Raw genomic sequence first — 22,571 nt, forward strand, 5'->3', positions numbered from 1 at the left:
CGCCGCCCTGGTTGTCATCACGCTCGTGGTGGTCGGCGCAATCGCCGGCAACAGCCCTTCCTGATCCTGACGCCGAGCTTCCCGACCAGGAAGCCGCAGGCCCCGGCTCGATGAGCCGGGGCCGCGTACGTTCCACGGGTCGATCGTCCCGCTCAGCGGGTGAAGACCGCCACCGTCCGGGCAGGCACCGTGAAGGTGCCCGAGCCCGCCTCGAACGTGGCCGTCTTCACGACCTCGTCTGAGCCCTCGGCCTGGATCGGGTGCAGGCGGTAGCCGGCGCCCTCGGCGTCCTTCACCGTCTGCTGCCGCGCCGTCGTGGTCGCGTTGAAGACGACCACGAGGTCACCGAGGCGCATGGTGATCACACCCGGCGTCTCGTCCTTCCCCGAGAGCGGGAACGCGAGCTTCTCCTGGACCTGACCGGTGGTGGACAGGTGGAAGGCCGGCTCGTCCGTACGGATCCTCAGCAGGTCCTGGTAGGCGGCCGAGGCACCGTCGATCTCCGAGCAGCCCGGCGCCGAGGTCGAAGCCAGCAGCGGCTCGGCGAAGGGCCACTTGTCCTCGTTGTCTGCCGCCGGCGGCAGACCGCGACCGAAGCCGTTGCCGGCGTCGCAGTCCCAGTGGATGGCGTTGAACCAGTCGCCGGAGTCGTAGGAGTTGCGGTCCAGCGACTTCGAGCGCAACAGGTCGGTGCCGGCCTGGGACAGCGCCGGGCCCTGGGAGAGCGCGGCCGTGGCCATCGCGAGCACCTGCATCCGGGAGCGGTCCGCGGCGCTGGTCGAGGCGGGCAGCTTGAAGGTGAGCGCGTCGTAGAGCGACTCGTTGTCGTGGGCGTCGGCGTAGGCGAGCGCGTCTCCGGGCGCCTCCGCGTAGCCGGCCGGCGAGCCGTTGTAGTCGACCTGCGATCCCTTCACCTGGTTGCCCGCGGTGTCGGTGAACGCGTAGTCGGCGAGGTTGCCGGACAGCCCGACCTTGATCAGGTCCTGGTAGTGCAGCAGCCGCGCCCGCTGCTCCGCCTCGGTGCCGTTGGCGGCCGAGGAGTTGGGGTCGGTGTAGAGGCCGCTCGCGAAGCCCTGGACGCCCGGGTCGGCGTCGAACGGGCCGCCACCGCGTACGGCATCTCTGGCGCGGTCACTGAAGGTGGCGATGCCGGTGCCGGCCATGTTCTTCTGGGTGGCCTGCACGAAGCGGGCGTCGTCGGCGATCTCGCCGAAGTTCCAGCCCTCGCCGTAGAGGATGATCTTCTTCCCGTCGACACCGTCCTTCTCGAGCGTAAGCGTGTCGAGGGCCTTGCGGACGGCCAGGATGTTGGCCTTTGGGTGGTGCCCCATCAGGTCGAAGCGGAAGCCGTCGACCTTGTACTCTTTGGCCCAGGTCACGATCGAGTCGACGACCAGCTTGCCCATCATCGTGTTCTCGGGGGCGGTGTTGGAGCAGCAGGTGGAGTTGGCGACGGAACCGTCGGCGAGGAGCCGCTGGTAATAGCCGGGCACGATCTTGTCGAGCACCGACGTCTTCGCCTGGCCGCTGCTGGTGGTGTGGTTGTAGACCACGTCCATGACGACGCGCAGACCGTCCTCGTTGAGCGACTTCACCATCTGCCGGAACTCGACCGTCCGGTCGGTGCCGTCCGGATCGGTGGCGTAGGAGCCCTCCGGGACCGTGTAGTGGTAGGGGTCGTAGCCCCAGTTGTACGCATCCTTCGCCGCTGCCGCGGCGACACACTCCTGCTGCTCGTCACTGTCCGGCGCGTAGGACGCCAGGTCGCAGTCGGGCGTGGTCTGGTCGCTCCTCCTCTCCGGGATCGTGGCGATGTCGAAGGCCGGCAGCAGGTGGACGTACGACGTACCGGCCTCGGCCAGCTTGCGCAGGTGCCTCACTCCGTCGCTGTCCTCGTCGGCGAAGGCGAGGTAGCCACCGGGATGCTCGCTGGTCTCGTCCTCGACGGAGAAGTCGCGGATGTGGAGCTCCTGGATCTGGGCGTCCTTCATCGCCACGGCCTTCGGCTTCTTCAGGGTCGTCCAGCCCTTCGGCGCGAGCGATCTGTCTCCGAGGTCGACGACGAGGCTGCGCTCGGAGTCGGCGGTGAGCGCGACCGAGTAGGGGTCGGTGACCTTGTTCGTGACGAGCTTCTGCACGCTCGGCGCCCACACGGTCACGGCATAGCGGTACTCCTTGTCGCGCCAGGCCGTGGCGGAGCCGGTCGCCGACCAGACGCCGCTGGCGTCGTCACGGCGCATCGAGACCTTCTTCGTACCGAGCTCGAGCTTCACGTCGTGGGCGGTCGGCGCCCACACCGACAGGGTGACCCTGCCGTCCTTGAACACCGGTCCGAGCGACGCCCTCTCGGCCTTCGCGGCGTAGAGGTCGTCGAGGATCCCCTGCGTCTGCACACCGGTGCCCGTGACCAGGGCGCCGTTGCCGATGCGCTGGGTGAGCAGCAGCTGGCCCTCGAGCGCTTCCCGGATCCGGTCACGATCGCGGGGATCCACGGTGAAGGCGGCGTAGTCCCGCAGGTGCGGGAACTCCGCCTTCTGCTCCTCGGTCAACGACGCGTTCTGCAGCCGCAGCCAGTGGCCCTCGCTGCTCAGCGCACCGTCCTCGACGGTGATGCCGCCGTCACGGTCGTAGACCAGCTGCGTGGACAGCGCCGAGCCGCTCGCCATCTCCTTGGGCAGCACCACAGTTGTCTCGTCGATCCACTGTGCGTGCGCCTTGGCCAGGTCGAGCTCGGGTGCCGAGCCGACCGACGGCAGCAGGTAGCCGGTGTCGCCGGAGTTGAGCCACACCTCGTGGCCGTAGGTGGTCAGGTCGAGCGAGCGGTCGTTGGGGATGTCCTTCTCGTCGCCCTTGTGGACGATGTAGTTGAGCGAGGTGGCCCCGTCGACCAGCGGCACCTCGAAGGTGACGCCGTAGGCGTCCTTGCCGGTGGGCTGCAGCGGCTTGGACCATTCGGTCGGCTGAGCGGCGCCGGTCCAGGTGTGCAGGCCCCAGCCGTCGTAGTTCCCGTCGGCGCGGTGCAGGTGGATGACCGCTTTGGACGTGTCGGGCGCCGGGTAGACGCCGTCGGGCCTGGTGGTCTGCTGGGCGTCGCCGCCGGCCTCGACCCAGACCTCGCCGGTCTCGGCGAGATCGATCGTCCGCTCGCCGCCGTCGGCGGTGCCGTCCTTCTCGACCGTGTACGTCACCGAGGACGCGCCGTCGGGGAGCTTGACCCAGGCGAAGGCGCCGTAGGCGTCGCGGCCGACGAACCCGCCGCTCTGGTCCCCGGCCCGTAGGGTCCAGCCGGCGTAGTCGCCGTCGGCCCGCCGGTAGTGCACGACCGCGTAGTCACGGTCGACGGCGCTCGGGTTCTCGGCCTCGGGCGCCTGTCCGGCCGTGGTCTCGGCCAGGTCGCTCGCGGTGCGCCCGTCGCGGTCGACCACCACCGCCTTGTAGCGCAGCGCGGTGCCGGCGGCGACGGTCTCGGGGACGTACTGGGTGATCTTGTACGGGGCGTGGTCGACCGAGCCGAGCGTGCGCCACGTGCCGTTGCCGACCTGGGCGGCGAAGACGACGCGGGCTCCGTCGGTCTCCCCCGGGTCCGCGGAGAGGGTGACCGTGCCGGTGGCGCCGGGGTCCGGCGCGGTCAGCGACAGGGTGGGCTTCGCGGTGGCCTTCGGGAGCTCCGCGTCGGCGCGCAGGACGACCGAGGAGAGCGCCGGGACGGTCACCTCGATCGCGCCGTCGGCGGCGGTCTCGGTGGCGTCGCCGCCGTAGATCGTCGTGAAGGCGACCGACTCCACGGGCAGGGTGACGGTCTTCGCCTCGGCGGCGTTGTTGACCGCGACCACGTACTCGCGGTCCTCTCCGGTGCGCGAGAACGCGTAGACGGGGTCCTGGGCGTAGAGCTCGTGCTGGGTGCCGTCGGTCAGCGCCGGGTGGTCCTTACGCAGCTTCGCCAGGGCGGCGATTGCGCTGTAGAGCGGGTGGTTGGTGTCGTACGCGTCGTCGGCATGCGTGCGGTCGGTGCCGATCTGGTCGTCGTCGAGATAGTCGGCGACCTTCGAGCCGAACAGCGTCTGGCGGGCGTCCTTGTCGCCGCCGGCGCCGGTGAAGCCCTGCTCGTCGCCGTAGTAGACGACCGGGTTGCCGCGGGAGAGGAACATCAGCTCGTTCGCGAGCCGGGCGCGCTGGACGAGCTCGGCGTCGGTGGCGTCGGGGTGGTCGGCGGCGAGGAAGGTGCCGATCCGGCCCATGTCATGGTTGCCGAGGAAGGTGACCTGCTCGTAGGCGTTCGCCTTGTCCGTGGCGTACTTGTAGTCGTCCGCGAAGACTCCGGCGATCCGGTCGGCCGGAGCGCCCAACGAGGCGTAGGCACGGGCCGCGTCCTGGAACGGGAAGTCCAAGGTGGCATCCAGGCGGCCGCGGGTGACGTACGGCGAGGTGACGTCGCTGTCGGCGGAGTAGACCTCGCCGAACATGAAGAAGTCCTCGCGACCCTGCTTGGCGGCGTACGCGTCCAGAGCGGTCGCCCACTCGGTCCAGAAGTCGAGGTCGACGTGCTTGACGGTGTCGATGCGGAATCCGTCGATGTCGAAGTCGCGGACCCACCGCTGGTAGATCTTCGTCACCCCTTCGACCACCTCGGGGCGCTCGGTCCACAGGTCGTCCAGGCCGCTGAAGTCGCCGTACGTGGTCGACTCGCCCTCCCAGGTGGAGTCGCCGCGGTTGTGGTAGAGCGTGGGGTCGTTGAGCCAGGACGGCACCATCTCGCCGGTGTTGGCCGGGGTGTAGGGGAACGAGTCCTCGTCGACCTTCGCGTCGTCCGAGGACGGGTCTGCGTCGTCGAAGGGACGGCCCTCGGTGTCCAGGTAGGGGAAGGCGCCCTTGGGGCGGTAGCCGTACTTCTTCTCGGCGTAGTCGACGGTGTCGGCGGTGTGGTTGGTGATGACGTCGAAGAAGACCTTCATGCCCTTGGCATGAGCCGCGTCGATGAGCGTCTCGAGGTCCTCGTTGGTGCCGAAGTGCGGGTCGACCTGGGTGAAGTCGGTGATCCAGTAGCCGTGGTAGCCGGCCGAGGCGTTCGCGCCCTCGCCCTGGACGGGCTTGTTCTTGAAGATCGGCGCCATCCAGATCGCTGTGGTGCCAAGGCCCTTGATGTAGTCGAGCCGATCGGTGAGGCCCTGGAGGTCGCCACCCTGGTAGAAGCCCTTGTCGGCCGGGTCGAACCCGGTCTCGGTACGGCTGCCGGTCAGGCCGCCCTTGTCGTTGGCGGTCTCACCGTTGGCGAACCGGTCGGGCAGCACGAAGTAGAACTGCTCCTTCGTCGCCTCGTGACGGGCCGGCTCGGCGGCCAGCTTCGCGTCCGACGGCGGCTTCGGAGCAGCGGCGGTCGCCGACTCCGTCGTGGCCGTCTGCAGCACCGTGGCGAGCAGTGCGGTCGCGAGCACGGTCGCTGCCATGCGGGGCGCGCCGTGTGCGCCACTTCTTCGAATCACCTTGAGGGCCTCTCTGGGCTGTGCGGGGGGGCGTGCGATGGAGACCGGCCGTCCGGCGGCTATGGGGGCGGCGCCGGACGGCCGGACGATGTGGGTCAGCCGCAGGTCATCGCGCCGACGTGCAGCGCGAGGGCGGTGTTGGACCCGAGGGTGGCGGTGAACTGGCCGGAGCCGTTCACGGTGACGTTGGTGCCGCTCTGTACGTCGCAGTAGGTGCCAGCTGCCAGCGACGTCTGGAAGGTGCGGGTCAGCGACGAGGACTCGTGGTTGATCGCGACGTACGCCTTGCTGCCTCGCCCGAAGGCGATCGCATCACCGCCGTTGTCCCACCAGTTGGTGACCGCCTGACCGCGGGCGGTGTTGCGGAAGGCGACCATCTTCTTGATCTCGGACCAGGCGTGCTGGCACTTCCAGCCGTCCTGCCAGCAGGCGTTGACGGCGCCGGCGTTGGGCGGGCCGGCGTCCTTGTCACTCCACTCGTAGCCGGAGTGGATGTCGGGCGAGCCGTAGGGCCAGGCCAGCATGAAGACGTTGGCCAGGGTGTAGTTGGCGCCGTCCTTGTAGTTGAGCGTGTCGCCGCCGCGCTCGGTGTCGTGGTTGTCGACGAAGACGGCCGAGCTGCCCGAGGACATGTAGCCCCAGCCCTCGCCGTAGTTCTTCAGGTAGGCGAGGTTCTCGTTGTTGAAGACCCGCTTCAGATCGCGGGCGTAGCGGAACTCCTGGACGTCGCCGTTGCCCAGGTACTCGCTGGGCGAGACCGCCTCCCCCGCGCCGTAGATCGCCTCCTGCTTCCAGTAGACGTTGGGGTTGCTGAGGCGGGACTTGATGTTGGCCAGGTCGGAGGCGGCCATGTGCTTGGCGGCGTCGATCCGGAAGCCGTCGACGCCGAGCGAGAGCAGATCGTTCAGGTAGCCGGCGATCTTGCCGCGGACGTACTCCTCGCCGGTGTCGAGATCTGCGAGGCCGACCAGCTCGCACTCCTGGACGTTGGTGCGGTCCTGGTAGTTGCTGATCTGTGCGGTGCAATTGTCCAGGTCGAACGACGAGTAGAGGCCCGGGTAGTCGTACTTGCTGTAGGACGAGCCGCCGGTGCCGGTGCCGGAGCCCGCGGACATGTGGTTGATGACGGCGTCGGCGACGACCTTCACGCCGGCGGCGTGGCAGGTGTCGATCATGTTCTTGAAGGCGGTGCGGTCACCCAGTCGGCTCGCGATCTTGTAGCTGACGGGCTGGTAGGACGTCCACCACTGCGAGCCTTGGATGTGCTCCTGGGGTGGGGACACCTGGACGTAGCCGTAGCCGCCCGGGCCCAGCGTGCTGGTGCATTCGCGGGCCACCGAGGCGAAGTTCCATTCGAACATCACCGCGGTGACGTCCTTGTCTCCCGGTGGCGCGGCCTGTGCCGGGGCCGAGACCGGGATCGTGAGCGCGACAGCAGCTCCCGCCGAGAGGGCAAGTGCGGCAGCCATGGACTTTCTGGCCATGGTTCCTCCTGCGTAGGGGATATGAATCTTGCTGCAAGATCTTGCAGCACGACCGTAGGGTGATCGCCGTCACACGTCAACCCGCTGGCCCATCTCGCTGCAAGAGCTTGCGCAAAATTTCAGCGCAGTCGGGAGACTGACCAGCACCACCGAATCGTCAACATGGCGTATCGACGGCGTCGCCAGCGAGACCTATGTTGGAAAGAACTCACGACACGCCCAGGAATGTCCCCGGCGCATGCCCGTGAAGAACGGGGGGTGGCGCCATGCGCCGGATTCTCATCGCACTGGCTCTCTGCGTCGGCCTGCTGGCCGCCGGCATCTCACCTGCCTCGGCGGTCCCCACCGACCTGGACTCATGCCCGACCGACAGGCCGACGCTGTACGACGTGACCATCGGCAACACGAACGTGGCGGACATCGCCAGCGACGGCCACGTCTGGGCCCTCGACTCCTATCTCCAGCATGTCCAGGTGTGGAAGATCGGTCAGAAGCACTACTGCTTCCGCATCGAGTACGACGGCACCTGGACCAGCTTCGCGGGGGTCAGCCCGGGCGGCACCGGAACGATCAGCGCGGGCCTCACCGGCACCTTCCACGGCCTGCGCATCCTCCGGTTGACCGGCGAGTTCAATCCCCAATACCCGCTCAGCGGCCACGTCGCAGACTTCGACTGGCAGTGCGACGCAACAGGCACCTGCACCGGGCCACGGCCATCGCCCGCCATGTACTTCTCGCCCATCACCAACGCCAACATCACGTGGTCCGAGTTCCACGCCACCAGTGCAGCCAACGGCACCTGGCACGACACGACGTACGGCTATTCCGGCGACATCACCGATTAGCGGGAGAGCACCAGCCCGCTCGTGGGCACGCCGGTGCCCGCGGTGACGAGCACATGGGCGGCGCCGGCGACCTGGTTCACCGAGGTGCCGCGCACCTGGCGTACGCCCTCGGCGATGCCGTTCATGCCGTGCAGGTAGGCCTCGCCGAGCTGACCGCCGTGAGTGTTGACGGGGAGCCGTCCGCCGAGCTCGATGGCTCCGTCGCGTACGAAGTCCTTCGCCTCTCCCCTGCCGCAGAAGCCGAGCTCCTCGAGCTGCATGAGGACGTAGGGGGTGAAGTGGTCGTAGAGCACCGCGGTGTCGATGTCGGCCGGAGTGACGCCGGACTGGCGCCAGAGATCCTTGGCGACCACGCCCATCTCGGGGATGCCGATCTCGTCGCGGTAGTAGGACGTCATCACGTACTGGTCGGCGGCGCTGCCCTGGGCGGCCGCGGCGATGGTGACCGGCGGGTTCGGCAGGTCGCGGGCCCGCTCGGGGCTGGTGACGACGATCGCGACGGCGCCGTCGGACTCCTGGCAGCAGTCGAGCAGGTGGAGCGGGTCGGCGATCATCCGGGAGGCCTGGTGGTCCTCGAGGGTGATCGGCTTCTGGTAGAAGAACGCGGCGGGGTTGGTCGCGGCGTGGCGCCGGTCGGCGACGGCCACGGCGCCGAAGTCTTCGCTGGTCACGCCGTAGTCGTGCATGTAGCGGCGCGCCTGCATGGCGACCGTCGCCGCAGGGGTCGAGAGACCGAGCGGGTAGGTCCAGGCGTTGTCGATGCCGTTCGTGTTGACCTGCTGGGCAGCCCAGGGCTGCACCTGGCCGAACCGCTGGCCCGAGCGCTCGTTGAAGCCACGGTAGGCGACCACGACGTCGGCGACGCCGGTCGCGACCGCCATCGCGGCCTGCTGGATCGTCGCGCAGGCCGCTCCGCCGCCGTAGTTGATCCGCGAGAAGAACCTCAGGTCGCTCATCCCGAGCTCGCGGGCCAGCGCGATCTCGGAGCTGGTGTCCATGGTGAACGTGGTCAGCCCGTCGACGTCCGCAGGCGTGAGGCCGGCGTCCGCGAGCGCGGCCCTGGTCGCCTCGACGCTCAGCTGCAGCTCGGATCGCCCGGACTTCTTGGAGAACTCGGTCGCCCCGATACCGACGATCGCCGCCTTCCCGCTCAGGCTCATGCGGCGACCCTCACGGTCCCGGTCACATGGGCACCGAGGGAGACCGATCCGGTGACCTTGATGGTGGCGACACCGTCCGCCACCTCGGTGACCTCGCCGGAGAACGACAGCGTGTCGTAGGGGTAGGCCGGGGCGCCCAGCCGGATCGCGATGCCCTTGATCTGGACGTCGGTGCCCGCCCAGTCGGTGACGTAGCGCTCGCACAGCGCCGTCGAGGTCAGGATGTTCATGAAGATGTCCTTCGAGCCGGCCGCCTGGGCACGGTCGCGGTCGTGGTGCACGTCCTGGAAGTCCCGGGTCGCGAGCGCGGTCGAGACGACCAGGGTCGGGGTGATCGGGAGCTCCCAGGCGGGCAGCTTCTCTCCGGTCCGCAGCGTCACGGTCGCCTCCAGATCGGGAGCGTCAGCTCCTCGTCGATGATGTTCCAGTCCACGACCAGGCGTTCGCCGATCCTCAGGCTCTCCTCGCCCTCAGGTGGCACGCCGGTCACCTCCGCCACGAGGCGTACGCCCTCGGGCAGGTCCAGCAGGGCGACCACCAGCGGCAGCTCTTTGCCGGGCAGCTTCGGGGCATGGACGACGGTGAACGAGTAGACCGTCCCCTCGCCGCTCGCGACGACGTAGCCACGGTCGTAGGCGTCGCACGCCAGGCATGCTGGGCCGGGCGGGTGCCGCAGGGTGCCGCAGGCGTTGCAGCTCTGGATGCGGAGCTCCTGCTTGGCGGTGCCCTCGAAGAAGTACGCGTTGTCCCGGCCAATCACCGGCCGCACGGGGCCGCTCATGCCGTCGCCTTGGGGATGAACTTGAGGACACGGAACAGCATGGTGGCGACCCGCTCCTCGCCGACGTACCAGGTGCTCTTCGAAGTGACGAAGTAGCCCACGCCCATCCCGGTCTGTTTCGGACCGACGACGGAGTCGAGCGCGGTGGTGACGCGAACCTGCTCGCCCACGCGGAGGTAGCGGTCGTAGCTCTGCTCGGAGTTGGTGCCGAGGACGCCGTGGAATCCGGCGTCGGTGAGCACGTTCATCATCGCATGCAGCGGATCACGGTCGGGATGACGACCACCCTGCCCGTACATCGTCCACACCTGCGCCATCGACGGCGGCGCCTCGCCCTGGTGGAACCGCTCGGACTCCAGGCCCATCGCCTCGAGCCAGTTGTTGATCGTGGGCTGGTTGACCAGGTCGCGGGCGTCGCGCTCGGCGGCCTCGCCCCATGCCGTGATCTCCTCGGCGGCGGCCATGATCTTCTCGTGGACGGCCTCGTCCACCAGCGTCTGCTTCTCGCGCTCGGTCATCGCGGCACCCTCGGCATCCCGAGCCCGAACATGGCGATCAGCTCGCGCTGGACCTCCTGGACGCCGCCGCCGAAGGTGAGCACGAGGTTCCGCTTCGCCTGGGCGTCGAGATAGTCGAGCAGGCTCTTCGTGGCGGGATCCCCGGGGTCGCCATGGCGATGGACGAGTGCGATCAAGTCGGCGAGCAGGTGCTGGATCTGGTCGGCGGCGAAGACCTTCGATGAGGACGCGTCGGCGACCTCGATCTCGCCGCTCTCGGCCGCGCGCGCAACCTCCCAGTTGAGCAGCTCGTTGACCCGGAAGACGGCGGTGGTCTTCCCGATCAGCGCGCGTACGTCCGGGCGCTCGGTGATGCCCTGGGACCGTGCCCAGCCGAAGACGCGGTCGCGCAGACCCTCGATCCGGCCGGCCGGGCCGAGCATGACGCGCTCATGGTTGAGCTGGGTCGTGATCAGCTTCCAACCCTTGTTCTCCTCCCCCACCAGCATGTCGGCGGGGACGCGGACGTCGTTGAAGTACGTCGCGTTGACGTGGTGGGAGCCGTCCGCGGTGATGATCGGGGTCCAGGAGAAGCCGGGGTCGGTGGTGTCGACGATGAGGATCGAGATGCCTTTGTGCTTGGGAGCGTCCGGGTCGGTGCGCACGGCCAGCCAGATGTAGTCGGCGGCATGGCCGCCGGTGGTCCACAGCTTCTGGCCGTTGACGACGTAGTGGTCGCCGTCGAGCCTGGCCGTGGTGCGCAGCGAGGCCAGGTCGGTGCCGGCCTCGGGCTCGGAGTAGCCGATCGCGAAGTGCACCTCACCGGCGAGGATCCGGTTGAGGAACATCTTCTTCTGCTTGTCGGTGCCGTAGCGGATCAGCGTCGGGCCGACCGTCTGCAGGGTGACCGCCGGCAGGTGCACGTCGGCGTACTGCGCCTCGTTGGCGAAGATCGTCTGCTCGACCTCGCCGAGGCCGTGACCGCCGTACTCCTTGGGCCAGCCGACGCCCATCCAGCCGTCGTCGCCGAGCTGCTTGATGAGCTTCTGGTAGGTCGGACCGTGCCGGTCCCAGGAGCCCTCGGGGCCGGGGTCGCCAGGCTCGCCTTCGTGCGAGAGACCGGCGAAGTAGGCCCTGACCTCGGCCTTCAGCGAACGCTGCGCCTCGGTGAGCTCGAGGTTCTTGGCCTCGGGGGTCTCGACCGGGACCGCCTCGGCCGGGGTGTCGACCAGGTGGGCGATGTCGGTGCCCCAGGTCGTGTACGCGAGCAGCGGGTAGGTCACATCGACCCCCATGCCGCCGTGGAGATGGTGGCAGGTGCGGAAGGCGTACGGCGCGACCTGGCTGGCCCAGTAGGAGGCGACCTTCAGGTCGACCGCGGCCGCTCGCCCGTCCGCGATGGCGGCGATCGCATTGTCGGCTGCGAGGTCGAGCGTGCGCGAGGTGACGTAGATGTCGGCCAGCTGCAGCGCGACCGCCTGGAACTCGGCGAGCGCACGGCCGAACTGCTGCCGGTTCTTCACGTAGCCGGCGGTCAGGTCCCGGGCGCCGGAGAGCACGCCCGCGGCGCTCACCGCCAACCCGGCGGTCGCGAGACCGGTCAGAGCCCCGAAGGCCCCCGGGCCCAGCGGCTCTGCCGGGGCGTCCTCGAGCACGACGGTGTGCTGGGGCACCTCGCCCGACGCGCTCGCGGGAGCCAGCGTGATGCCCGGACCTCTCGGGTCGACGAGCACCACGACCGGTTCTCCGGTGTCGGTAGCAGTCGCGGTGACCAGGAGGCGCGAGCTCTCGGCGGCGTACGTCACCCCGGTCTTGCGGCCGCTCACGGTGCCGTCACGGAAGGTCGCGGCCGGGGTCTCGGGTCGTCCCGGCTCGAGCCACGCCGGGGTCAGCAGCGTCTCGCCGCTCGCCACCTTGGGCAGGATCGAGTCCTGCTGCTCGGGCGTCCCGTGGCCGGCGACCGTCAGCGCGCCGACCACGAGGGTCTCCCAGACCGGCACCCGCACCGCATGGCGCCCGGTCTCCCGCAGCAGGACGGCGATCTCGGTCAGGCCGAACCCCTCGCCGCCCAGGGCTTCCGGCACGGGCAGTGCGGTCAGGCCGGCGCTCGCCCAGGCCGACCAGTCACTGCGGTCGGACTCCCGGGCGAGGACCTCGGCCACCACACTGCGTACGGCATCGAGCGTCTCGTCTCCCATACCGAAACTGTAACGTGTTCTACTTCCAGGCGCGAGAGCCGATCACGGATTTCAGATGACGAGGCCGCCCAGATCCTTGACGATCTGCTGACCGATCTCGGCGGCGCCCTGGTTCACACCGACGACCGCACCGGTCGCGATCGCGGCGACCACTCCCTTGAGATAGTTGATGCCCCGGCGTACGACCGTGCGGTCAGGCTCCTCCTTGGCCACCTCGGCGAGCACCAGCTGACCTTCGGCCACTGCGTCTTTCAGCTCATCCTCGGGGAGCCCGAGGGCACCGAGCTGTTGCAGCACCTGAGCGACGACCGTTGCGACGTCGCTCGACTCGTTCCACGTCAGCTGCGAGCGAGTCTGATGTTGGGTGCTCTCCTTGTTGCCCCAAGCCATCTGCCCGCTGACCCCTCCATGGACGACCGGCCCACCGACATGGGGCACGTCTCCGCCAGCACTGCTCATCGATCTCTCCTCGGTTTCCTGGGTCTGCGTCACAGACCCGTTTCCCCAGGCCATCGGCCCGATGGCATCCCCCAACACGAACGGACCGTAGACGGTCGTCACCTGCCGGACCGTCGCGTCCTTCGCGCTCGCCGAGCTGTCCGTGACCGTCCGAAGCGACGAGGTCAGCCCGACGACACGCACGTAGTCGTTCTTGGCCACCGCGAGCCCGCCCGCTGCCGTCACGATGCATCCGACGATCTGACCGCTGCACGTGTCGAGCAGACGGAATCCGATGTCTGCCGCGTCCTTCACCGTCGTGTCTCTGACGTCGACGAACGCATCGTGGATCCCGATGACGCCGATGGCACCGGGGCCCAGCAGCCGGCTGTCTTCGAGCACAAGCGTGGCTGCGGCCATGACAACCACCCCGAACGACTCCAGATCTCGAAGCTCGGAGTCCTTCATCACCAGACTTGCCGAGCCCTGGATGCCCGCCCCGGCGCCGGAGTCCGTCAAGGCGCTCTCCGCGATCACGATGCGCGCCTCCTCCGCAGCCGATACGGCCAGAGGGCGGCATTCGCCGAGCTTCGCCCTTGTGAAGGTCCCCGTCGACGTTCCGCGGACGTCGAGTCCGACCGGAGTCTGAGTGAGGGTCAACTCGTCGAAGGTCGCTGCCGAGGCACCCAGGAGCCTGACCCCGGCGAAGCGGAGCCGGCTGAGCCGGCAGTCACGGAAGCGGCCCTCAGCGCCGAGGAGAGCGATGCCCACCGAAGCGCCCTCGATCGTGCAGCCTCTGACGTCGACGGTGCCCCATTGGCCGACCGCGGCGCCGTCTCCCACGATGTTGACACCGACGGATCCGGTGTCGCGGATGACACAGTTCTTGAAGGTGCCGGCGCCGCGCTCGGAGATGTCGATCCCGGTCTCGACGCAGTCCAGGAAGGCAGAGTCGCTCACCGTCGGGTTCGCCCCTGAGCGCGACGAGAACGCATGCCGGGCGTGGCGCACCGTCACGTTGCGTACGCTTCCGGTCGCGCCCTCGGCGAAGCCGATCGCCGTGCCCGCGTCCTCGATGCTCGTGCCATCGATCTCGGCCCGCGCCGCAGCACCGATCACGGCGACCATCGTGTCGTGGCTCGATGCGAAGTGGCCCGCACGGATCGTCACGGACGAGCCTGCCTCGACCCGCACCGCGCTGTGCCGGGGACGCTCGATGCGGCAGTCGCGGACATCGAGTCGCGCGCCCTCGATCGCCGCGATCGCGTTGTCCGCAGAGTCGAACAGCTCCGAGCTCTCGACGGTCCCCGAAGCCCCTGCGAAGAGCACCCGCCCGCCACGGAAGGTGGAGTCCCGAGCCTCGACGAGGGTGCCCGGCGCGGCCCAGAGGGTGATGTGGCCGCGGGTCTCGACGTCGATGTCGTGTGCCACGAGCGACCCGCCCCGGCACACGATGACCTCCCCGGCATCAGCCTCGAACCGCAGCCCGGACAGCCTCACCGCGCCATCGCTGTCGAGAACCTGACCCGCAGCTGCGCGGATCGTCACCGTTCCGGGTGTCCGGGCAACCAGCGAGACGTCTCCGCGCACGATCAGCTGCTCGTCGTAGGTCCCCGGCTCGATCAAAGATCCTGGCTTCCCCGAACGATCGAGCGGCCTCCGCGAGCGCCGCCCGGATAGTGGGATAGCCACGTCGCGCCTTGGCCTTCACGCGCATCGTCCTGACCGACAACCGCGCCTCCTGACTGAAAGGTTCGACCCACGAGCAGCCTAGCGGTTCATGCCCTCCCGAGGTGGGCGTCGGCGACGCCCACCCACGACACGCCACTACGAGCGGTCGACGACTCCGGCAAGCCCCATCGCCTCGGAGTGGAAGCTGAACCGGGCCACCTCACCCACCCAGGGCCGGAAGTCGCTGACCCGCGGACGGTCGTCAGTCAACCCGGCCTCCCCATCGGAAGAGCCCGGCGGACGCACGACATCACGGATCCGGCGCCACCCCACACACACGTCGCAGCGACCCGTGCCGGCCTTCCGCCGCCGTAGGTGCGGCCCGCTCGGGTCGTGCAGGTGCCTGCTCTGCAGGTCGTCCACCAGGGCGTCCAGCGTGTGCTCAGGAGCATCGACCGACAGCATCTCGGCCAGGAGCTCGGAGCCCTGCCGCGGCGCACCCACCAGCACGGCCAGCAGGGTCGCGGCGGCCCGCCGCGCGGCATGGACGTCATCACCGAGGATGCCTTCCTCCTCCTCCATCCCGAGCCCCGAGGTCAGCCGCAGCAGCTGGTAGAGATTGAGGAACCGCTTCACCGCCCGAGGCGTCTCCTGCGCGGCGGCCAGCGGTCGGAGGTAGTCCCACTCCCGCGGCGTCACGGTCAGCTGCAGGGCCGGGCGACGCTGGTCCAGGTGCTCGGGCGCGGCCGGCGGCGCGGTCCCCGCGCCGACCGCGGCCTCCGGGTCGGGCTCCTCGATCCGGGGATCGTCCAGGTCGTGGCTGCGCACCAGGCGGCTGAAGTACTCCTCGGCGTTGGCGGCGTTCATCGGCCGCAGGGCGTACGGGATCTGGATGATCTTGTCGAGGAAGTCCAGCGGGTCGCCGATCTCGTCCCGAAGCCGGCCGCTCACCTCGGAGGCGTCCGGATCCCCGGGGCGGGTCGGGTCGAGCTCTCGCAGCGACCGCCGCAGCCAGCGCGGGTCGACGCTGACCACGGCGACGAAGAGGCGCGTCGCCTGCAGCAGGTTGAGGGTGTGCAGGACCTCGACGACACGCTCCGGACGGCACCGGTCGAGGTCGTCGACGTGCAGCACGATCCGGCGAATCCGGAGGTCGTCGGCGGCGACCTGGGTGCCGAGCGCGCCGTCGCGGCCCAGGCCGTACGCCTCGGCCAGCTCCTCGAACTGGGTCTGGAGCACGCCGACCACACCGCGTTGCACGTCGCGCTCGGCGGCCCGCTCCGGGTCGCTGAGAATCGTCTCCAAATCGGCCACGGCTGCCGTGGTCGGGCGTGCCTCGGTCCGCTTCAGCCGCTCGTCGATGCGACCGATCTCGGCATCGACACCCGCCGCCACGAAGCCGACCAGCCAGGACGCGCCGGAGCGCACCTTCCGGTGGATGGCTGCCGCCTTCGGCACACCCTCCAGGATCGTCGCCCAGACCGTGGAGAGCACCAGCAGCGCCGGTGCCGAGCGCAGCACGACGTCCGCCCACGCGCGCACCCTGGCGCCGACATCGATGCCCCATGCCTCCCAGCCGAGCACCGCCGCCAGGGCGAGGACGAACGACGCCGCGCTGAGCATCACCAGGATGCGCATGACCTTGTGGTTGCGGCCGAGGACGAGGTCGGGCAGCGTACGCAGCGCGATCAGCGCCGCGCGCGGGCGCTGCACCACGGAGTTGGTCCGCAAGGCGTCCTGGGTGCGTTCCAGGCGGCTCCGCGTCGCCGTCAGCGCCTTGCGCTCCTCGACCTGCTCACGCCAGGACGTCTCGGTCGACCCACCCTCGGCGACGCGGCGCTCCAGATAGCGGGTCAGCGACTCGAAGATCGCGCGGGACATTCCGACCATGACGTGGGTGTCGCTGTAGTGCCAGGGGTTGAACTCGACCACGTCGACACTGGTGTGGAAGGTGGCCGGGTCCTCGGCGGGGAGCTCCACCTCCACCTTGTGCTTGAGCAGCCGCATGAAGGTCGACTTGCCGCCGCCCCACGGCGCCAGCAGGGCGATCGCCAGCGGCGGCTGGGTCGACCTGGCCGCGATCATTCGGCCGAGGGCGTCGACGTCGCCGTCGACACCGAGCAGGTCGGCCATCGCCGGCCCGTCCTCGAGCGGCACCGCGTGGCGGTGGGCGGAGGGCCGCAGCCGCGGGCGGCGTACCGGCATCCTGTCGGCCCCCACGTCGCGGCGCGCCTGCTGCGCCCAGTCGAGCAGCCGCCGGGCGTGATCGCTGTAGCGGCTGTGCGCCCCGAACCGCTCCGAACGCTCGAGGTTGTCGACGTTCTCCTGGTAGAGCGCGATCGCCTCGTCGAACTTGTGGATGTCTGCGTACGCGTTGGCCAGGTCCTGGCGCGCCCGGACCTGGTCGATCATCCGATACGTGCCCTCGGCCAGCACTGCCCGGAGGTGGTCGTCGTAGACCCGGACCTGGCTGGTCGGGTCCTCGAGCAGGAGCCGGTAGGCCCGGGAGAGCTCCGCCCGAGCGCTCCGGGCCTGCCAGCTCGGCGCTCCGTGGGCGGCCACCGCCTCGTCGAGATGTTCGACGAACACCTGCGCGCACCGCTCGGCCCGGAACTGCCTCCCGTCGGCGTCCGCGCCGCCGAGCTCGCTCCGCGGCGCCAGCAGCGTCGCCCGGGCGAGCGCCCACCGGGCGTCGCGCGCGTCCTGGTGATAGGGGCCGACCTGCTCCTTCGTACGCCGCAGGATCGCGCGCGACGAGGCGACACCGCCGTCGGCGCTGTGCCCGTGGCTCTCCCGTTCGATCGTTGGTGCCTCGTTCGGTGCTGCGGCTGCGCCGTCGTGTGGCACGTGAGCTCCTGGGTCCTCGAGATCGGCGACAGCAACCTAGCGTCTCGAGCGCCACCCGTCAGGCGAAATCCGCCCGCTCAGCGTGGCAGTCCCAGGATCTGCTCGGCGACCACGTTGCGAAGCACCTGGGTGGTGCCGCCGGCGATGGAGAGGCAGCGGGTGAGCTGGGACTGGTGCAGATCCTCGCGGACCTGCGGGTCGTCGGTGAGCGCCAGCGGGCCGAGGAGGTCGACGACGAGCTCGGAGGCGTCCTGGCGGTTGCGTACGGTCAAGAGCTTGGCCACCGAGGACTCCGCGCCCGGTCCGCGCCCGGCGAGCGCCTTGAGCGTGGAGCGGACACCGAGCAGCGCGCAGACCGTGGAGAGCGCGACCGCATGGCCGACCCTGGCGAGATCGGCCTCACCGCGACCGCCGGCGAGCACCACCGCGCGCTCGACGCTGCCGCCGAGGTTGGTCGAGGCCATCGCGACCCGCTCGTTGGCCAGCGTCGTACGTGCCAGGCGCCAGCCGCCGTCGACCTCCCCGACGACGAGCTCGTCGGGCACGAAGACGCCGTCGAGGAAGACCTCGTTGAAGAGAGCGTCACCGGTCAGCTCGCGCAGCGGGCGGACGTCGATCCCCTCGCTGCGCATGTCCACCAGGAAGTAGGTGATGCCCTTGTGCTTGGGGACGTCGGGGTTCGTACGCGCCAGACAGATCGCCCAGTCGGCGTCGGCCGCGAGCGAGGTCCACACCTTCTGGCCGGTGAGCCGCCAGCCGCCCTCGACCCGCTCGGCGCGGGTCGCCAGCGAGGCCAGGTCGGAGCCGGCGCCGGGCTCGCTGAAGAGCTGGCACCAGACGATCCGGCCGCGCAGCGAGGCGTCGACGAACTGCTCGCGCTGGGCGTCGGTGCCGTGCTTCAGGATGGTCGGCACCGCCCACCCGGCGATCTTGATGTCGGGGCGCGACACCCCGGCCGCGGCGAGCTCCTCGTCGATGACGAGCTGCTCGACCGGACCGGCACCGAGCCCGTACGGAGCAGGCCAGTGCGGCGCGAGAAGGGCCGCGTCGACGAGCGCGTCCCGGCGCTCCGCCTCGGGAAGCGCCGCGATCGCGGCCACGGCTTCTCGCACTCGGGGACGGATCGCGTCGTCCTTGCCGTCGAGGTCGACACGGACCGAACGCCGGATGCCGGCCACGGCGTGCTCCGCCAGCGCGACCGCATGGGCGTCGCCACCGCCGAGAAGGCTCCGTAGGGCGACCGCGCGGCGCAGGTAGAGATGGGCGTCGTGCTCGAAGGTGAAGCCGATGCCACCGAGGACCTGGATGCAGTCCTGGGCCGCCCGGACCGCTCCGTCCAGCGCGGTGACGCCGGCCACCTCGGCTGCGAAGGCCCACTGGTCGACGTCGCCGCCCTCGGCCGATGCGGCCGCATCCCACGCGGCAGCGGCCACCGCCTCGGCGGTCTCCAGCATCTGGGCGCACAGGTGCTTGATCGCCTGGAACGACCCGATCGGCGCCCCGAACTGCTCGCGCACCTTCGCGTACTCCACGGCCGTCGTCAGGCACCACTGCGCGATCCCGGACGCCTCCGCGGCAGCGAGCGTGAGAGCCGTACGCCGCACCGCCTCGGCACGCAGGCCCGCGACCTCGACCGCCTCGCGGGCATCGATGTCGACCCGCACCTCGGCGACCCTCCTGGTCAGATCGGGACCCGCCTGAGGGCGTACGTCCGTCTGCTCCGCCGCCAGGAAGAACCAGCGCTCCTCGCCGTCGGCGCCGCGGGCACCGAGCAGCAGCCGGGCGGCTCCGCCACCGTCGTAGACGACCGGGACCGTTCCCCGGAGCCTGTCGCCGACCTCGAGATCCGGGTCGAGCGCGATCCCGCAGCCGCCGGCGGTGACGGCGCCCACCACGTCGCCGAGCCCGGCCGCTCCCGCGTGGAAGGCGGCGACCGTGCTGCCGAGCAGCGGGCCGGGAAGCAGCTCATGGGCGCAGGCCTCGAGCGCCACGGCCGCGTCCAGCAGCGTCCCGCCGCCACCGTTCGGCTCGGGCGCCGCGATGCCGGCGACGCCGTACTCCTCGACACCTCGCCACACCTCGTCGAAGTCCGCGGAGGCGGTGCCCTCGGCGGCGCGGGCGATCGCGATGCCACCCAGCCCCTTGGCCCAGTCCCGCAGGCTCTCGCTGAGGGCTTGGTGTTCGTCGGTGATGCCGATCGGCACAGGGACCTCCTACTACGATTTCCGCCTGGTTCCGCGGCCTTCAGGAATAGAGACTGATGTAGAACGTGTTACAAGTCTAGACTCACGGAGGAACGTGTTTCACTCTCGGGCGCCGTTGCGGTTAGCCTGAGAGCCACAGATCGAGATCCGGTCATAGTCCTAGGGGGACCCACAGTGACGTCCGTCAGCACGGAGCCACGCGACACCGATGGCCCGAGGCCGGCCACCGCACCCACCGGCGGTTCCGCAGCCCAGCGAGAGCGCCGTCGGCGCATCCTCGACGCCACGATCACCCTGGCAGCCGAGGGCGGCTTCGACGCCGTGCAGATGCGCGCCGTCGCCGAGCAGGCCGAGGTCGCGCTCGGCACCCTCTACCGCTACTTCCCCTCGAAGATCCACCTGCTGGTCTCCGCGCTGGCGCGTGAGTTCACCAAGGACGTCGACCGCTCCGCCGTCCGCGCGACGCCGGGCGACACCGCCCACGAGCGGATCATGTACGTCCTCAACCGCCGCACCCGCGCCCTGCAGAAGCAGCCCAAACTCACCGAGGCCCTGGTCCGCGCCTTCATGTTCGCCGACCAGTCGGTGACCGGCGAGATCCACGAGGTCGGCACGAGCCTGACCACCGTCATCGCTCGCGCCATGCACGGCACCCCCGACCACGGCGAGGTCACCGAGGAGGAGGCCGCCATCATCCGGATCATCTCCGACGTATGGCTCTCCGCGCTCATCTCCTGGGTCACCGGCCGCATGGACGAGAAGGACGTCGAGAAGTCGATCGACGTAGCCGTACGCCTGCTGCTGCGCTGAGGATCACCTCGGGCAGTAGTTCTTGTCCTTCTTGCGCTCAGCCCAGTCCTCGGGCCTCATCGCCCGCTCGCACTCATGGATCCAGCTGAGCCGATAGGGATGCCCCTCGGGGGTGCCGGTGATCCCGAACTCGCGGCCGCCAGGAGCCTTGATGGTCATCGTCTCGCGCTTGCCGTGGTCGACGTAGTCGACCACGAGCACCCAGCGGCATGTGGGCCCCGAGCTCGTCGCCGTGATCGGGATGACCACCGTCTCTCCCTTGGAGAGGGTCACCGTCCGGCTGGTGAAGTAGGGCGAACCGTCCTCCTCGGAGGTAAGCGCCGGCACCGGCGCACCCAGGTCCGTCCGTAGCAGGATCTTGTCTCCCCCTCCACCTTGGGGAACGTCTTCCACGACCGTGCCCTGGCGCAGGATCGACGTGCAGGGCCCGGAACGCTTCGGCCGCAGATCAGTGATCACCACGTCCTCACTGTGCCGGCCGACCAGGGTGACCTCCCAGGTCACGTTTTCCACGGCGTACCACTCGTGCTTCGCCTGCCAGTCGAGATCGTTGACCGCACTGCGCGCCTGGTCGAAGCTCTTGAACGGCGCGGCGCTCGCACCGTCCGGGATCAGCACCGGCCCGCTCATCTCCTGCCTGCGCACGTCCACCAGGTGGATGCCCTTGCCCGGATCGCTCCACCCTTCGGGGAGGAGGCCGGTGAAGAGATTCTGCAGGCCGGAGCCGAACGTCGCCCCCAGCGCGACCAGGACCACGCCGACGACCCACGCGGTCGGCTTCTTCAGCAGCGACACCGTCCACGGCAACACACCCCGGCGGCGTACGTCTTCGGCCGGTACCGGCGCCGGCGCCTCCGCCGCGGCCTCCTCGGGCTCCTCAGCCCTCTGCCTGGTCATCGGTCCATGCTCCCCTCGGGTAGACGCTCAGCCGACTCCGGCTCAGTAACGGATCCGGATCCGCCGGACAGCCGAAGCGCGAGGGCCACGGCGACGCCGGTCGACCAGCCGAAGCAGGCAGCGAAGCGAAGCGCGTCGGCGACGTTGTCGAACGCCCGGGTGTAGGCCGGCAGGGCGAGCTCGGGAGCCGGGAAGACGGCTCCCTCGACCAGACCAACGACCACGGCGAGCACCGCGACCATGCCCCAGCACCGCATGATGACACCGAGCGCACTCGGCTCGACGCCGCGCTGCCAGCGCGCCATCATCAGACGGATCGCGAGCCAGATGAGTGCCACCAGGACGAGTGAGCTCAGCGTGCGCGGTAGCCAGATCAACGTGTCGAACGTGCCACCGAGCGAGTAGGGGTCATCGGGCGCGGCAAGGCTGGCATGGGCGAACCAGACCATCTGCACCCAGGCTTGGCGCGCACCGACGGCGGCGTCGGAGTAGACGTCGGGACCGTAGTCCCAGGCGAAGCCGCCGACGAGCGCGAGTGCCAGCGTCGGGAGCGCACCCCAGGTCGCGACCCGAACCGCCCGCGCTCGTCCCTGCGCAGGACTCAGCCTCCGCGTCTTCACCGGCGCGGGCGAGTCGCCACGTTCGCCCTGTTCCATCGCAGCGGCCGTGAGCTGGGCCAACGCCACCACGTGCGCCGCCACCACGCCGCCGACCAGTCCGAGGCTGAGGCCGAGCCAGATCCCGTCGTCCGGGAGCGACCACACCATCCCCGACAGCATCGCGGCCCCGTCCGGGGAAGCCTCGACGTCCCCGAGGATGACGAACAGGTTCGTCATCCCGCCCGCCAGCAGGGACGCACCCAGCACCCGGCCCGCGACCGCGTAGGGGCCGTCTGCTCCGGTTCGGAGGCTCACGTACACCAACACGGAGAGGAGGACGACGAAGACCAGCACCGGCCACGCGGAGTCGGGCGCGACGGCGTACTCGTAACGGATCACCGATCCCCAGAGGAACGACAGGCCGTCGAGCATCTGAGCCAGGAACGCCCCGAACCACTCGTGTCCGCGCGCTTGCCAGAGCGCGGACACGCTGCCGGTGTCGATCGGGACCGCCAACGCGAACGAGTAGAACCAGGCGAAGACCGCGACCACGGCCGTGGTGGCGAACGCACTGCGTCGTCGAGACAAGTTCTGGTGGCTTTCGGTTCGTCCCCGGTGACTGAAAAACTTCGCGTCGCAGTATGCCGGAGACGCGCCCCT

General features: G+C 69.7%; 14 protein-coding genes. 2 read left to right on the top strand and 12 right to left on the bottom strand.

The window, feature by feature from the left end; genetic code table 11:
* Nucleotides 1-152 precede the first annotated feature (152 nt).
* Nucleotides 153-5,444, bottom strand: coding sequence for a pullulanase-type alpha-1,6-glucosidase (gene pulA / locus ABT304_RS27590; RefSeq protein WP_350720185.1), 5,292 nt, complete (start codon nucleotides 5,442-5,444; stop codon nucleotides 153-155).
* A 131-nt stretch (nucleotides 5,445-5,575) separates the two neighbouring features.
* Nucleotides 5,576-6,964, bottom strand: coding sequence for an alpha-amylase (locus ABT304_RS27595; protein ID WP_350720187.1), 1,389 nt, complete (start codon nucleotides 6,962-6,964; stop codon nucleotides 5,576-5,578).
* 266 nt (nucleotides 6,965-7,230) lie between these two features.
* Here ABT304_RS27595 and ABT304_RS27600 point away from each other — a divergent pair, with 266 nt between their 5' ends.
* Nucleotides 7,231-7,809: a hypothetical protein gene (locus tag ABT304_RS27600; RefSeq protein ID WP_350720189.1), complete on the top strand. Its 579-nt coding sequence runs from the start codon at nucleotides 7,231-7,233 to the stop codon at nucleotides 7,807-7,809.
* Here ABT304_RS27600 and ABT304_RS27605 read toward each other — a convergent pair.
* From ABT304_RS27605 to ABT304_RS27640, 8 genes are all read right to left on the bottom strand, one after another.
* The gene (locus ABT304_RS27605; protein WP_350720191.1) at nucleotides 7,806-8,969 is read right to left on the bottom strand and encodes a lipid-transfer protein; all 1,164 of its coding nucleotides are present in this window, start codon (nucleotides 8,967-8,969) and stop codon (nucleotides 7,806-7,808) included. The two genes, ABT304_RS27600 and ABT304_RS27605, sit on opposite strands and share 4 nt — an antisense overlap.
* Nucleotides 8,966-9,349, bottom strand: a complete 384-nt coding sequence (locus ABT304_RS27610) for a MaoC family dehydratase (RefSeq protein WP_350720193.1) — start codon at nucleotides 9,347-9,349, stop codon at nucleotides 8,966-8,968. The genes ABT304_RS27605 and ABT304_RS27610 overlap by 4 nt, the downstream gene beginning before the upstream one ends.
* Nucleotides 9,346-9,750, bottom strand: coding sequence for a Zn-ribbon domain-containing OB-fold protein (locus ABT304_RS27615; RefSeq protein WP_350720195.1), 405 nt, complete (start codon nucleotides 9,748-9,750; stop codon nucleotides 9,346-9,348). Before ABT304_RS27615 ends, ABT304_RS27610 begins: the two co-directional genes overlap by 4 nt.
* On the bottom strand, nucleotides 9,747-10,268 hold the full coding sequence (locus ABT304_RS27620) for an FAS1-like dehydratase domain-containing protein (RefSeq protein ID WP_350720197.1): 522 nt from the start codon (nucleotides 10,266-10,268) through the stop codon (nucleotides 9,747-9,749). The genes ABT304_RS27615 and ABT304_RS27620 overlap by 4 nt, the downstream gene beginning before the upstream one ends.
* Entirely contained in the window at nucleotides 10,265-12,445 is a 2,181-nt protein-coding gene (locus ABT304_RS27625) for an acyl-CoA dehydrogenase family protein (protein ID WP_350720199.1), read from the bottom strand. Before ABT304_RS27625 ends, ABT304_RS27620 begins: the two co-directional genes overlap by 4 nt.
* Nucleotides 12,446-12,496: 51 nt before the next feature.
* Entirely contained in the window at nucleotides 12,497-14,509 is a 2,013-nt protein-coding gene (locus ABT304_RS27630) for a right-handed parallel beta-helix repeat-containing protein (RefSeq protein WP_350720201.1), read from the bottom strand.
* Between the two features lie 201 nt (nucleotides 14,510-14,710).
* The gene (locus ABT304_RS27635; RefSeq protein ID WP_350720203.1) at nucleotides 14,711-17,401 is read right to left on the bottom strand and encodes a P-loop NTPase fold protein; all 2,691 of its coding nucleotides are present in this window, start codon (nucleotides 17,399-17,401) and stop codon (nucleotides 14,711-14,713) included.
* Nucleotides 17,402-17,478: 77 nt separating this feature from the next.
* Nucleotides 17,479-19,605: an acyl-CoA dehydrogenase family protein gene (locus ABT304_RS27640; RefSeq protein WP_350720204.1), complete on the bottom strand. Its 2,127-nt coding sequence runs from the start codon at nucleotides 19,603-19,605 to the stop codon at nucleotides 17,479-17,481.
* Nucleotides 19,606-19,779: 174 nt separating this feature from the next.
* Here ABT304_RS27640 and ABT304_RS27645 point away from each other — a divergent pair, with 174 nt between their 5' ends.
* Nucleotides 19,780-20,415, top strand: coding sequence for a TetR family transcriptional regulator (locus ABT304_RS27645; protein WP_160023234.1), 636 nt, complete (start codon nucleotides 19,780-19,782; stop codon nucleotides 20,413-20,415).
* Nucleotides 20,416-20,418: 3 nt separating this feature from the next.
* Here the strand turns inward: ABT304_RS27645 and ABT304_RS27650 are convergent, their stop codons facing one another.
* Together ABT304_RS27650 and ABT304_RS27655 are read right to left on the bottom strand one after the other, a co-directional pair.
* A complete protein-coding gene (locus tag ABT304_RS27650; RefSeq protein ID WP_350720206.1) occupies nucleotides 20,419-21,312 on the bottom strand; it encodes a hypothetical protein in 894 nt (297 codons plus the stop codon).
* Nucleotides 21,309-22,499: a hypothetical protein gene (locus ABT304_RS27655; protein WP_350720208.1), complete on the bottom strand. Its 1,191-nt coding sequence runs from the start codon at nucleotides 22,497-22,499 to the stop codon at nucleotides 21,309-21,311. The genes ABT304_RS27650 and ABT304_RS27655 overlap by 4 nt, the downstream gene beginning before the upstream one ends.
* Between the last annotated feature and the right edge of the window lie 72 nt (nucleotides 22,500-22,571).

This window comes from Nocardioides sp. NPDC000445, assembly GCF_040300245.1.
Classification (GTDB): Bacteria; Actinomycetota; Actinomycetes; order Propionibacteriales; family Nocardioidaceae; genus Nocardioides.